The organism is Flavobacterium gawalongense, assembly GCF_007097265.1.
Taxonomy (GTDB): Bacteria; Bacteroidota; Bacteroidia; order Flavobacteriales; family Flavobacteriaceae; genus Flavobacterium; species Flavobacterium gawalongense.
Genome location: NZ_VJZP01000051.1, coordinates 1 through 13,001, shown reverse-complemented (window position 1 = coordinate 13,001; position 13,001 = coordinate 1). Strand labels below are relative to the sequence as shown.

Below are 13,001 nucleotides of genomic sequence, written 5' to 3'. Positions count from 1 at the left end.
TTATGAAATATAAGTTGTTAACAATGAAAATGTTAAAACAATATTTTTTGAGATGTTTTTTGCGTAAGGTGAGTAATTAAAATTAATGCTGAATTTGTGTAATTCGTGGCAAAAATTATAACTTAATCTACAACAATCCGTTATATTTTCTAACAAACCATTCTGTTGAAAGAAAAATAAAAATTAAAACAAGTAACCAAACCCAATCAATCAAAGGTGTTTTGGTCACACTATTCTTTTGAACGGCTTTGTATTCTTCATTATCCAATAGTGATTTTATCAATACATCTATCTGATCCGGGAAATAGGCTTTCCCTTCTGTTTGTGTAGCTAATTGTGTTAGTTTCTTTACATCAGGATTAACGAATTGTTTTTCTATATCAAAATCCAGAATTTCAAAATGACTGGAATAGGTTGTTTTTGAATTCAATTCTTTTACCGAAAAATCATAATTTCCAGCCGTAAGTCCATCAAGATTGACTTTATAAGAATTATTGCTTTTTAGTAAATCGTAATTTTTTGTTTGTTTCGTTTTGGTATCAGTTGCAGCAATAGTTAAACTTGCTTTCTCATCAAACTCATAGTTTTTATTGAAATATTGTGCGGAAATTTCAATTGCTTCTCCTGAATTATAGAAACTTTCATGTTCAACAACCAATGATTTTTTTGAATTATTAGAAGCTAAAAATTGGATAATCTTGTCTATAAAAACATCAAACTTCTCAAAGGATTGGTTATCAATATGACTTTGCAAACGCCATTTCCAACTATTCTCCCCTAAAAAATAAGCCGTTCGCTTGCCTTGATTTTCAGTAAAAGCCAATAAAGGAGCATTAGTATCTATATTTCTAATTTTGGAAGAAAGCAATACCGAAATATTTCCATTTGTAGTAACATTTCCAAAAATATTTTGCAAAGGAGGGAAATTTTCGAAACCAATATTATCAATTGCAAAGAGATTAAATTGAGAATTAAATTCTGCCAAATAATCTTCTTTTTGACCACTCATTTTGAATGACAAATTATTCTGTTGTTGATTCAAAAAATTAAAATCAGTATTGTTTCCGGTAATAATGAATGTGTTAATTCCAGCTAATTTTGTAGTATCAAAAACCGATTTAAATTCAGCTGTGGGTTGGTATAAAATTAAAATAGTATAATCTTGTAATAATTTGATATCATTAGGTTTAATTAAAGTTACTTTACGTTGCGCATTAGTTTCAATTGCATGTTTCAAAGCACCGATATCCGGATGATTTATAGCTGAAACAATAGCAATGTTAGTTTTTTGGTCAATTACTTCTACCGCAAAATTCTTGGTATTATTATACGTATTTTTCTCGTTTTCTTTAGATGAAATCGTGGCTTTAAAAACCTGTAAACCGACTTTATTTGCAGGTAAAAAGACATTTATAATAGCCGTTTTTTTTGATGGTGAAAATGAAATACGCTGTTTACTAATAACCGAATTTCCTTGCGAAATAATAAAATCTGCAGTGCTATTTTTAGTTCCAGAATAGTGCAAAAATGCTTCTACAGGAAATTTATTTTTGTGAAAAGCATATTTATTTACATTCAGTTGATTAATCTTAAAATCTAAAAAAGTAGTTGTATCTCCCACAATTAATGGGTATACTTTATTGGCTGCATCAAAACCATATACATAATCACTTCCTGAAGTTTGATTTCCGTCGGTTATGATTACGGTTGGAAAAAAAATATTTTCATTAATGCTTTTAAGGTTTTTAGCTACGGCATCCAGATTGGTTTGGGTTCCTTTAAAATCAAATAGCTCTGATTGTTGAAATTCACCATCAAATTGGTAGGATAGAACATCGAATTTATCTTGCAAGGCTGAATTTAAAATCAATTTTTTATACAATTCTAATGCTTTTTCTTTAGCATTTAAAAAAGAAATGGAACTGGAATTATCTACAACAATAGGCAATGGTGTTTTTACGGTTTCAAGTGTGTTCTTAGTAATTATTGGATTGATTAAAAGCAACAATATTCCAAAAATGGACGAAAAACGTAAAAAAGCCAGAAACAAACTGACTTTCGATTTGTTTTTGGCTTTGTATAAATATTGGTAAAATGACAAACTACCGGCTATTACTAAAGAAAGTACTATTAATAAAATGGTAGTTGTAGTCATATACCTGAATTCAAAGATTGAAAGATTTAAGAATTTAAAAACGAATCTCAACAAACAATTTTTAAATCTTTAAATTATGTTAAGTAAGCATTCCTCCACAAACATTCATAACTTGTCCAGTAACATATGCACTCATATCTGAAGCAAAGAAAAGACACGCATTCGCAACATCTTCGGTAGTTCCACCACGTTTCAATGGGATTCCGTCTCTCCAACCTTGTACCACATCATCACTTAATTTTGCAGTCATCTCCGTTTCAATAAATCCTGGAGCAATTGCATTACAACGAATATTACGAGAACCTAATTCAAGCGCCACTGATTTTGTAAAACCTATAACTCCGGCTTTTGATGCAGCATAATTGGTTTGACCCGCATTCCCTTTCACGCCTACTACACTACTCATATTGATGATTGAACCAGAACGTTGTTTCAAAAAAGTTCTTTGAATTGCTTTAGTCATATTGAAAACCGATTTCAAATTAACATCAATTACTTTGTCAAAATCTTCTTCGGACATGCGCATCAAAAGATTGTCTTTAGTAATTCCGGCGTTGTTAATTAGAATATCAACAGTTCCAAATTCAGCTAAAACCGCATCCACAAAAGTTTGTGCTTCATTAAAATCAGCTGCATTGGATTGATATCCTTTAGCTTTAATACCAAGCGCATTTAATTCATTTTCAAGAGCCAAAGCTGATTCTACTGATGAACTATAGGTAAATGCAACATTTGCACCGTGTTTTGCAAAAACTTCTGCAATTCCTTTTCCAATTCCGCGGCTCGCGCCTGTAATTATGGCAACTTTTCCTTCTAGTAATTTCATATTATAATGATAAGTATGTTTATTATTTTGATGTACAAATATAGATTATTTAGGCGTTTTATGAAATTTGTAGTACAAAAAAAGCCTTACCGAAGTAAAGCTTTTTTTAATAATTTTTGAAAATGTACTAAAAAGCTACATTCCATTTTGGCAATCTTCCATTTTCGTCAAGGAAGTTTTGTAAAACTTGTCCTTCTACGAATGTTGGTATTACTTTTGTCTTATCGTTAAATGTTTCATACCAAACCACTTCAAGTGTACTGATATCTTCGATTTTCATTTGTGCTGGCCAAGAATATTTTCTCCCTGTTTTTGCAAATTGGTGTCCTTCTACAATTTTATCTTTTAAACCACCATTTTTAATTTTCAAAGTTCCGTTATTCTGAACAGTTCCAGTAGAACCAACCATAATTAACTCTTTTTCATCCCCTACCGAATAAACTAAAAACACTCCAGATCCTTCTGAAGCATTACAAACTTCTTCTAAACTATCGTCTATAGTGAATGAAAACTGATTGCTAACTTTGAATTTTTTTAACTCTTTGTACATATTATTTTATTTTTATTTGAATTGGTTTCTACAAAAAAATACCCCACAAAATCGTGAGGTTCATTAGAAACCATTCGTTTATGTTTGCTCTTATTTGGATTACATCTGAAAAAACAGATCAATTTAATAAAGTGCAAAGATATTTCTTTAATTCAATTTATAATAAAAAAGCCCCACAAATTGTGGGGCTTTTAAAATATTTAATTTAGGTTAGATTATCCTAAAACTTCTTTTACTTTTTTACCAATTTCAGCTGGAGAATCTACAACGTGAATTCCACATTCTCTCATGATTTGTTTTTTAGCTTCGGCAGTATCGTCAGATCCACCAACAATAGCACCTGCATGTCCCATAGTTCTTCCTGCTGGAGCCGTAACTCCTGCAATGAACCCGACAACTGGTTTACGGTTACCATCAGCTTTGATCCAATGAGCCGCATCAGCTTCTAATTGCCCTCCAATTTCACCAATCATTACGATACATTCTGTTTCTGGGTCATTCATCAATAATTCTACTGCTTCTTTTGTCGTTGTTCCAATTATTGGATCTCCACCAATTCCAATTGCAGTAGTTATTCCTAATCCTTGTTTTACAACTTGGTCAGCTGCTTCGTAAGTTAAAGTTCCTGATTTTGAAACAATACCAACAGTTCCTTTTTTGAAAACAAAACCTGGCATAATACCTACTTTTGCTTCACCTGGCGTAATTATACCTGGACAGTTCGGACCTATTAATCTAGAATTTCTTTCCTTAACATAACTATTTGCTTTTATCATATCAGCCACAGGAATTCCTTCAGTAATTGCAATAATTACTTTTATTCCTGCATCTGCAGCTTCCATAATTGCATCAGCAGCAAAAGCTGGTGGTACAAAAATGATAGTAGTATCAGCTCCTGCTTGTTCTACAGCATCTTTTACAGTATTGAAAACGGGCCTGTCTAAGTGAGTCGTCCCACCTTTTCCTGGAGTTACACCACCAACAACGTTAGTACCGTACTCAATCATTTGAGAAGCATGGAAAGTTCCTTCGCTTCCTGTAAATCCTTGAACAATTATTTTGGAATCTTTATTAACTAAAACACTCATGATATATATTTTATGTAGTTTTTAAAATTGTGATGCAAAAGTAAGGTTTTGTAAATTATTTTGAAGCTTTTTTTTGTCAAAATATATTATGATAATTGACTCATTTGATACCCTCTGAACAATTTATTGTCTTTTATTTGCCAAATAGCTATAAAATGTGCCAATAACATTTCTTCTCTGGGATTTTCTATTGTTTTTACAAAATGAGAATAACGTACCGAAATTAAATCATTTTCTGCTATAATATGACTTATTCTCACTTTAGATCGAACATATGCTTTGCTTAAATCATTGGCTAAATTTAATAACGAATCATAATTGAGCTCAATAAATCCTTTACTGCTATTCCATTCAACAATTATGTCTGGATGCAAGAAATCTTTCATGACTTCACTATCAATTAAAGCATCAGATTTATAAAATTTCTGAACGATTTCTTTAGCAGACATAATTATTTTAGTTTATTTAGAATTTCTGGTATCTTTTTGATATTAGCCAGTTGTTTCAATTTTTCTCTTGATTCTTCAATTGGCGTACCAAAGTAAGATTTACCACCTTCTACTGATTTTGTAACTCCTGTTTGACCAAGAATGACTGCCTTCGCTCCTATTGTAATTCCGCTAGTGGTTCCTACTTGCCCCCAAATAGTAACTTCATCTTCAATAATTACACAACCTGCTATTCCGGTTTGTGAAGCAATCAAACATTTTTTTCCAATCACGGTATCATGACCTACATGTACCTGATTGTCAATTTTAGTTCCTTCTCCAATGGTTGTATCACCTGTAACTCCTTTATCAATGGTACAAAGTGCTCCAATACCAACATTATCTTTAATGACTACCCTTCCACCTGAAAGTAACTGATCGTAACCTTCGGGACGTTTTTTATAATAAAAAGCATCAGCACCCAAAACTGTTCCTGCATGAATAATTACATTATCTCCAATTACGGTATGATCATATATAGAAACATTAGAATGTATTAAACAGTTTTTTCCAATAACTACATGATTCCCAATAAATGCATTAGGCTGTATTACAGTCCCTGAACCTATAGAAGCTGAAGCAGCTATTGAAACATTTGAAAACTGAAAAGGCTTAAAAAAATTAGTTAATTTATTAAAATCCCTAAAAGGATCGTCAGAAATTAATAATGCTTTTCCATCCGGACAATCAACGTTTTTATTTATTAAAACAATAGTCGCTGTTGAGTTCAACGCTTTATCATAATATTTCGGATGATCAACAAAAACAATATCGCCTGATTCGACAACATGAATTTCATTCATTCCTGAAACAGGAAAATTAGCATCACCCACATATTCACAGTTGATGATATTTGCAATTTCTTCTAAAGAGTAAACTTTTTGGAATTTCATAAATTTAGTGTTCAGTATTCAATGTCCAGTATTCAGTTTGACTGCAAACTGAATACCGAAAACTGTAATTTACTCTTTTACGCGTTCCATGTAAGAACCTGATGTAGTATCAATTTTAATTTTGTCTCCTTCATTGATAAACAAAGGAACATTTACAGTTGCACCTGTTTCAACAGTTGCTGATTTTGTAGCATTTGTAGCTGTATTTCCTTTAATTCCTGGCTCGGCATAAGTCACTTCAAGAACTACTGATGCTGGCATATCTACTGAAAGAGGCAAATCAGTCTCCGTATTAATACTTACCATTACATTTTCACCTTCTTTCAACAATCCTGGTGAATCCAAGATGTTTTTATTCAAAGAAATTTGCTCAAAAGTTTCCGTATTCATAAAATGAAACAAATCACCTTCTGGATATAAATATTGAAATTTATGGTTTTCTACTCTAACTTCTTCAATTTTATGTCCTGCAGAAAAAGTATTATCCAATACTTTCCCATTGGTCAAACTTCTTAGTTTTGTTCGAACAAAAGCAGGTCCTTTTCCTGGTTTTACGTGAAGAAATTCTATGATTTTGTAAATATCGTTGTTGTATTTAATACACAATCCGTTTTTAATGTCTGATGTAGATGCCATTTTTTTTTGTTTGTTTTTCCCCACCCCAGCCCTCCCCGAAGGGGAGGGAGACTGGATGGAAATGTGTTACTTATTATTTTATACTATTGTTTTATTTTGTACTACGTTATATTTTTTGCAATATAGTTACGCTTACACTCCCTTCCCTTCGGGGAGGGCTGGGGTGGGGATTAGTAGTTCCCTGAATATCCTTTCATTATTCCTCTTGACGAATTTCTGATAAAATCAATAATTTCATCTCTTTCTGTTGTTGCTTCCATCTCTGCTTCGATAATATCTAATGCCTGAGAGGTATTATAATTTTTCTGATACAGAATTCTATAGATATCCTGGATTTCTCTGATCTTTTCAGTTGTAAAACCACGTCTTCTTAATCCAACAGAATTAATTCCAACATAAGATAAAGGTTCTTTAGCCGCTTTTGTATATGGCGGAACATCTTTTCTTACCAAAGAACCACCTGATATCATCGCATGATCTCCTATACTAATAAATTGATGAATTGCTGCCAACCCTCCAATAACCGCAAAATTACCTACAGTAACGTGACCAGCCAAAGCTACTCCGTTTACTATAATTGCATTATCACCTATGTGACAATCATGCGCAATATGTGCCGTTGCCATAACTAGGCAATTATTACCTAAAGTAGTTTGTCCGGATGCAATCGTTCCTCTGTTAATGGTTACACATTCTCTAATCGTACAATTATCGCCAATTATCGCTAAAGAATCCTCACCTCCAAATTTCAAATCTTGTGGGACTGCTGAGATTACCGCACCAGGGAATATATTACAGTTTTTTCCAATTCTCGCGCCTTCCATAATGGTAACATTTGAACCTATCCAAGTTCCATCTCCAATAATAACATTATTGTGGATAGTGGTGAAAGGTTCTATAACAACATTTTTGGCGATTTTTGCGCCAGGATGAACATATGCTAGTGGTTGATTCATCAGCTTTTTTTTATTTTTATATTTATCAGAATAAAAACATCAACTACTTCTTTTTCAGATGCAATTGTAACGTTTTTAATCCAAATCTATTGTTTTTTTGCAATTTGTGCCATTAATTCCGCTTCAGCAACTAGTTTCCCATTTGCGTAAGCATTCGCTTGCATATGACAAATTCCTCTTCTGATAGGCGTTATTAAATCACATTTAAAAATCAAAGTGTCACCTGGTAATACTTTTTGTTTGAATTTGACATTGTCTATTTTCATAAAATAAGTCAAATAATTTTCAGGATCCGGAACCGTACTTAATACTAAAATTCCTCCTGTTTGTGCCATTGCCTCAACAATTAAAACACCAGGCATTACTGGAGCTTCCGGGAAATGTCCAACAAAGAAATTTTCATTCATTGTAACGTTTTTCATACCCACAACATGACTTTCAGACATTTCAATAATTCTGTCGATCAATAAAAATGGAGGTCTATGAGGAAGAACAGCCATAATTTTATGAATGTCCATTAAAGGCTCTTGATGTAAATCATAAACTGGAACATAATTTCTTTGTTCTATTTTTATAATTTTCGCCATTTTTTTGGCAAATTGTGTATTCACAAAATGTCCAGGTTTATTGGCGATTACTTTACCTTGTATTTTAGTTCCAATTAAAGCTAAATCACCCACTACATCAAGCAGTTTGTGTCTTGCCGCTTCATTTGGATAGTGCAACGTAAGATTGTCTAAAATACCATTCGGTTTAACGGTTATTTCGTCTTTTCCAAAAGCGACTTTTAAACTCTCCATGGTTGATGCCGAAATTTCTTTGTCTACATAAACGATGGCATTATTCAAATCACCTCCTTTTATTAAACCATTTTCCAATAATGATTCTAATTCATGTAAAAAGCTGAAAGTTCTGGATTCAGATATTTCAGTTTTAAAATCAGCAATGTTTTTCATTGTAGCATTTTGAGTACCCAATATTTTTGTACCAAAATCAACCATTGCAGTAACCGAATAATGATCACTTGGCATCACTAATATTTCACTACCTGTAGCTTCATCAGTAAAAGAAATAACTTCTTTTACCACATATACATTTCTTTTGGCATTTTGTTCTTCGATTCCTGCTTTTTCAAGGGCTTCAACAAAATATTTAGATGACCCATCCATTATAGGCAGCTCTGAAGCATTTAGTTCTATAATAACATTGTCCAAATCACAACCAATTAATGCTGCTAAAACATGTTCTGGTGTTTGAATTTTAACACCAAGTTTTTCTAAATTGGTTCCTCTTTGGGTGTTTACAACATAATTTGCATCAGCCTCAATAATAGGTTGTCCTTCTAGATCTATTCGAACAAAAGTAAAACCATTATTGACTGGAGCAGGTTTAAAAGTCATTTTAACTTCTTTTCCTGTGTGTAATCCAACTCCAGTTAGCGAGATTTCTGTTTTGATGGTCTTCTGTTTAACCATTTTTTCCATTTTTTTGGTTTAATATTTGTTTTTTTAATTCCTCTATTTCTGCAACAATTTTAGGTAAATTCTTGAAATATACATACGATTTACTAAAATCATTGTATCCAAATGTAGGACTTCCTTGTAAGATTTCGTCATCTTTTATGTTTCTTCCTACACCAGATTGAGCCTGAATCCGGACATTGTTACCAATGTTTAAATGACCCGCAATTCCTACCTGCCCACCAATCATTCCGTTTTTGCCAATTTTTGTAGAACCGGCAATACCAGTTTGAGCGGCAATTACTGTATTTTCTCCTATTTCGACATTATGGGCAATCTGAATTTGATTGTCAAGCTTCACTCCTTTTCTTATAATTGTAGAACCCATTGTAGCCCTGTCAATTGTAGTACAGGACCCTATATCAACATTATCCTCAATAATTACATTTCCTATTTGTGGAATTTTTGTATAAGTTCCGTCAGGATTTGGAGCAAAACCAAAACCATCAGCACCTATTATTGCTCCAGAATGTATCGTGCAATTATTTCCAATAATTGTCTCCGAATAAATTTTTGCACCAGCAAATAATATCACATTATCTCCTATTGTTACATTATCTCCAACGAAACAATTAGGATATATTTTTACATTTTCACCCAAAATTACATTCTGTCCCACATAACTAAAACTACCAAGATATAAATTATCTCCGTATTTTACGCTTTGCGAAAGGAAAGAAGGTTGCTCTATCCCACTTTTATTTAACTTTACCTGATTGTAAAATTCTAATAATTTAGAAAATGCCGCATAGGCATCTTGCACTTTTATTAATGTTGTGGCTAGAGGTGATTCCGGAACAAAAGTATCATTAACAATTGTTACAGAGGCTTTTGTGGAATATATATAATTAAGATATTTAGGATTTGACAAAAAAGTAAGTGAGCCTTCAGCCCCTTCTTCGATTTTTGACAATCTAAAAACTTCTGCCATAGGATTCCCAACAACTTCTCCTTCTAAAATCCCTGCTATTTGTTCTGCTGTAAATTTCATTGCGACAAAAATATAAAAAAATAGATTTTAAATGTTCATTTTATGCAAGTTGTTTTGGGAAACATATATAATACTTGGTCACCAATTTAGATAACGATTTTAAATTCAGCTGATCAGAAGATTCTATAACGTCTTCAATTGTTCTGTCTTTTTTCAAAATTCGTATCGGTTCGGCTTCTTTACTATACGCTTGATTTTTTATTTTACCTTTAAAAATAAAATAATTGGTTTCCAATAAAGAAATATTATTGTCCAACGCAAAACGTTCTTTCAACGGTTGTAACTCTTCTATCGCAACTTTTTCGCTGGTTAATTTTATTTTTAATAAATCCCTGTTAACAATCATTTTGCTTAAAGATGACAATATAAAATCATCTTGTTTTTGCCAAGATTTTAAAGCACTAATGATATCAAAATCATCCAATTGGGAAAACAAATCTAAGTTTTCAGTATCAAAAGTGTCTAAGGTAACTTTATTTTGCATAAAAAAAAGCAACGGCTCGCTACAAGGCAATTGAATTCCTTTTAAAGTCAATTCTTTGGCACGTTTTAAGACTTTCGTCAAAATTAACTCTGCTACCAAACTCGTTTTGTGCAAATACGCCTGCCAATACATTAATCTTCTGGACATCAAGAACTTCTCTACAGAATAAATTCCTTTTTCTTCAATAACCAAAAAATCATCGACCACATTCATCATTTGGATTAATCGCTCTGAATTCACATTTCCTTCTGCCACACCCGAATAAAAACTATCGCGTTTCAAATAATCCATTCGATCCATATCCAATTGACTGGAAATCAGTTGTAACATAAATTTTCTGTCATATTCTCCTTTAAAAACCTGAATGGCCAAACTCAACTGACCGTCGAATTCCACATTCAGTTGATTCATGAATAACAATGATATTTCTTCATGATGCACATCCTCGACAATGCTTTTTTCCATCGCATGTGAAAACGGACCGTGACCAATATCATGCAATAAAATGGCAATGTACAAAGCGTTTTCCTCTTCTGGAGAAATCAAAACACCTTTAAAACGCAATACATCAACCGCTTTTTGCATCAGGTGCATGCAACCTAAAGCATGATGAAAACGAGTGTGATTTGCTCCAGGATAAACCAAATACGACAAACCCATTTGGGAAATACGGCGCAAGCGTTGAAAATAAGGATGCTGAACTAAATCGTAAATTAAGGCATTGGGGATGGTAATAAACCCATAAATGGGATCATTGAATATTTTTAGCTTATTGATTTGACTCACTATAACTTTATTTTTTGGTCAACAAATATAAGGAAATTAGACTTTAAAATAGAAACCGTTTGTTATGGTGATTTTGAATCCACTAAAATAGACCTTCTCGTTAGTAGTATAAATATTAAAAAAGGAGAGTTTTTAGCTCTCCTTTTAATTCTTTTTATAGTTTTCTAATCCAGATGTTTCTGAATTGCGTCTTACAACCATGCTCTTGTAAAGCAATTACATCGTCGCCATGTGGTGAAGGATAATTGTGTAAACCAATATAAAGTGTCAATCCGCTTATAGTTGCATTATTTTGAACTAACACTCCATTTTGCAATACCGTGATTCTTGCCGGTGCATCTATTCTTCCATCAGCTTTGAAGCGCGGCGCGGTATAAACAATATCGTACGTATTCCATTCTAAAGGAGCTTTCATTGCATTGACTAAAGGCGGTACATCTTTATAAATACTTCCGGCTTGACCATTACTATAGCTTCTGTTATTATAAGAATCCAATACTTGGAGTTCGTATCTGTTTTGCAAAAATATACCACTATTTCCTCGCCATTGTCCTCCATCAACCACTGCATCAGGTGCGCTCCACTCCACATGTAACTGACAATCCCCAAATTGCATTTTTGTTTGAATCGCTCCAGAACCATCTACTACTTCCATATATTCCTTATCCACTATTTTCCAAGGAGCTGGCTTTGTAACATCTTTTTGACTAACCCATTGGTCCAAGTTTTTACCGTCGAATAAAACAATAGCATCAGAAGGTGCATCTCCTAACTTTTTAGACGGAGTGATTACTTTTACTTGCGGTTCCCATATTTCAGTCATTTCAGGCTTCATGGGCATTGGAGACACCGCTGGTGGCGTATTGACGTAGTCGTGTTGTGCCATGGCAACAGTCATTGAAAATAGGGCGATACTCAAAAAATAGTTTCTAATTGCATTCGATTTCATAAATAATTTGGTTTGGTTTGATAAAAGTATAAAATTATAATAAAATCGTTCTGTTTTACATTAGGAGCGAAAAAAATATCACAACTGCATTTTTTATTCCTGATTTGATTCTATTTAATTATTTTGCATGTACGAACGGGACTATAGCGATGGCAGGCAATTCATGTTGTACCTAAATTTTCACTTATAACACGATTAAAATCTGTAAAAATGAATTGGTGATAAAGATTATTTGTCTAAAACAATTCAATTAGACTTTTTTTCAATCTACAAATTTTACATTAGAAACACCTATGACAGTTAATCAAAAAATTATAAACCACACCTTAAATCTTTAGAAAATCAAGAAAAAGAATTAATTTTTTTTTCACAATTATGTTACCAGTTCCTGATAAGAAGAAATTATGCTAAAACATTTGAAGATTTTAAAACAAGAATTTAAGCAAAAATAACAACGTTAACATTGATTCAATATATTAATAAATTTATTTTTGACAGACCAATAAATAATATTAAACCACAAATCATTTAATTACACCCAACTGGTTAACTCACTAATTTTATTTCAAATTTAAAATTTGTGAATCTGTGGCTAAATATATTTTTAGGTATAGGCACTTTGGTCGCACTTATTAAGTACTGATTTTATTGACATTTATTTATAATTTACCATCTTTCT

12 protein-coding genes and 1 pseudogene are annotated in these 13,001 nt (G+C 32.5%); 1 reads left to right on the top strand and 12 read right to left on the bottom strand.

Features of this window, described 5'->3' with window-relative positions; all coding sequences use genetic code 11:
* Nucleotides 1-127: 127 nt before the first annotated feature.
* From FNW38_RS16645 to FNW38_RS16590, 12 genes are all read right to left on the bottom strand, one after another.
* Nucleotides 128-2,155, bottom strand: a complete 2,028-nt coding sequence (locus FNW38_RS16645) for a hypothetical protein (RefSeq protein WP_143388910.1) — start codon at nt 2,153-2,155, stop codon at nt 128-130.
* Nucleotides 2,156-2,234: 79 nt separating this feature from the next.
* Entirely contained in the window at nt 2,235-2,981 is a 747-nt protein-coding gene (gene fabG, locus FNW38_RS16640; protein WP_143388911.1) for a 3-oxoacyl-[acyl-carrier-protein] reductase, read from the bottom strand.
* A 127-nt stretch (nt 2,982-3,108) separates the two neighbouring features.
* Nucleotides 3,109-3,531 (bottom strand): hypothetical protein, encoded by a 423-nt coding sequence (locus FNW38_RS16635; RefSeq protein ID WP_143388912.1) that lies wholly within the window; start codon nt 3,529-3,531, stop codon nt 3,109-3,111.
* A gap of 215 nt (nt 3,532-3,746) precedes the next feature.
* Nucleotides 3,747-4,619 carry a succinate--CoA ligase subunit alpha gene (gene sucD / locus FNW38_RS16630; protein ID WP_143388913.1) on the bottom strand — a complete coding sequence of 291 codons (873 nt, stop codon included), beginning with the start codon at nt 4,617-4,619 and terminating at the stop codon, nt 3,747-3,749.
* 86 nt (nt 4,620-4,705) lie between these two features.
* Nucleotides 4,706-5,068, bottom strand: a complete 363-nt coding sequence (locus FNW38_RS16625) for a nuclear transport factor 2-like protein (protein WP_143388914.1) — start codon at nt 5,066-5,068, stop codon at nt 4,706-4,708.
* A 2-nt stretch (nt 5,069-5,070) separates the two neighbouring features.
* The gene (locus tag FNW38_RS16620; RefSeq protein ID WP_143388915.1) at nt 5,071-6,000 is read right to left on the bottom strand and encodes a UDP-3-O-(3-hydroxymyristoyl)glucosamine N-acyltransferase; all 930 of its coding nucleotides are present in this window, start codon (nt 5,998-6,000) and stop codon (nt 5,071-5,073) included.
* Nucleotides 6,001-6,069: 69 nt separating this feature from the next.
* Complete coding sequence (gene efp, locus FNW38_RS16615) at nt 6,070-6,636, bottom strand: elongation factor P (protein WP_143388916.1); 567 nt, start codon at nt 6,634-6,636, stop codon at nt 6,070-6,072.
* A 170-nt stretch (nt 6,637-6,806) separates the two neighbouring features.
* The gene (gene lpxA / locus FNW38_RS16610; RefSeq protein WP_143388917.1) at nt 6,807-7,592 is read right to left on the bottom strand and encodes an acyl-ACP--UDP-N-acetylglucosamine O-acyltransferase; all 786 of its coding nucleotides are present in this window, start codon (nt 7,590-7,592) and stop codon (nt 6,807-6,809) included.
* Nucleotides 7,593-7,678: 86 nt separating this feature from the next.
* Nucleotides 7,679-9,067, bottom strand: a complete 1,389-nt coding sequence (locus FNW38_RS16605; RefSeq protein WP_143388918.1) for a bifunctional UDP-3-O-[3-hydroxymyristoyl] N-acetylglucosamine deacetylase/3-hydroxyacyl-ACP dehydratase — start codon at nt 9,065-9,067, stop codon at nt 7,679-7,681.
* Entirely contained in the window at nt 9,060-10,103 is a 1,044-nt protein-coding gene (gene lpxD / locus FNW38_RS16600) for a UDP-3-O-(3-hydroxymyristoyl)glucosamine N-acyltransferase (RefSeq protein ID WP_143388919.1), read from the bottom strand. Before lpxD ends, FNW38_RS16605 begins: the two co-directional genes overlap by 8 nt.
* Before the next feature lie 40 nt (nt 10,104-10,143).
* A complete protein-coding gene (locus FNW38_RS16595; protein ID WP_143388920.1) occupies nt 10,144-11,373 on the bottom strand; it encodes an HD domain-containing protein in 1,230 nt (409 codons plus the stop codon).
* A gap of 154 nt (nt 11,374-11,527) precedes the next feature.
* Nucleotides 11,528-12,322 carry a 3-keto-disaccharide hydrolase gene (locus FNW38_RS16590; RefSeq protein ID WP_143388921.1) on the bottom strand — a complete coding sequence of 265 codons (795 nt, stop codon included), beginning with the start codon at nt 12,320-12,322 and terminating at the stop codon, nt 11,528-11,530.
* A 214-nt stretch (nt 12,323-12,536) separates the two neighbouring features.
* Here FNW38_RS16590 and FNW38_RS18030 point away from each other — a divergent pair.
* Nucleotides 12,537-12,854 (top strand): annotated as a pseudogene (locus FNW38_RS18030) (IS982 family transposase); the annotation flags it as partial.
* Between the last annotated feature and the right edge of the window lie 147 nt (nt 12,855-13,001).